We start from the raw sequence: 1,000 nt of genomic DNA on the forward strand, positions 1-1,000 counted from the left end.
CTGCAAGAAGACCTTAAGGTGGTTATTGCGGCGGGGCTCACCTCTTCCCATTTCGAACAGAGAAGTTAAGCCCGCCTGCGCAGATGGTACTGCAATCCTGTGGGAGAGTATGTCGCCGCCTTTCTTTTAAAAATCCCCATCATTTCTGATGGGGATTTTTTGTTTTACATTGTTTTGATTTATCAAAATAACCTGAAGTCTACTGGGCCGGGATTCCTTATCTTGATGTATGTTGTTAGTTGGCTTCGCTTAGTTCGGCTAAACCTTAAATATTTTCTATATCTTTTATCTAATGATTTTTTTTAAATTATAATTAGGAGATATTCTGGCTAGAAGTGAGTGTTAATGTTTGTTTTTCTATGTTCTAAAGCTTCAGTGTTTAAATTTAACAACCGGTAGGGTAAAATTATTCTGTTTTAGAATAATCTAATTTGTTTTTGTGTGGATTTGTTTTGTTCTTTAAAATAAAATTTTGGTTTAGCAGACTCTTTGTTTGGTGCTTGGAGGAGTAGTTGTGAATTTATGGGAGTATTTTGTCTTGATGAGTGTCTTGGTTGATTTTAATTAGTTATACTTTGTTCTTGTTTTTTTTTAGAAAAAATGAAGATTGCTATCGGATTTTTTATATATGTGCTAAGTTTTTTGAATTGTGTATTTATGTGGTGGTAGTTTATTTAATACTATGTAGAAAGATAGTGGGGAGTTTTTTATGTCGTATTTCGATATTTAAAAAAAAACTTTCCCGTCTAACTTACTGAGGTTCAGTTGAAGTGTAAAAAAGGGGTAAAAAAGATTAAGAAAAGGTTAGGAAAAGTGAAAATAAGTGGTACTTTTGCATCCGCATTGAACAACAAGTGAGATGTGAAACAAGCGGAGTTCTTTAACATAATGTTCTTAAAAAGTCTAAGTGATTGGGTTTGAAACGAAAGTAAAAAACTTAAAAAATAATCGCGAAAAGATTTGGAAAGAAGAAAATAAAGATGTTATCTTTGCACCCCGC

Annotated in this window: 1 rRNA gene; it reads left to right on the plus strand. The window is 32.8% G+C overall.

Going from position 1 to position 1,000, the window contains the following annotated elements:
* Positions 1 to 14: 14 nt before the first annotated feature.
* Positions 15 to 124: ribosomal RNA gene (gene rrf, locus NAT51_RS19625) — 5S ribosomal RNA — on the plus strand.
* The last annotated feature ends 876 nt before the right edge of the window (positions 125 to 1,000 follow it).

Source organism: Flavobacterium amniphilum, assembly GCF_023634845.1.
GTDB lineage: Bacteria > Bacteroidota > Bacteroidia > Flavobacteriales > Flavobacteriaceae > Flavobacterium > Flavobacterium amniphilum.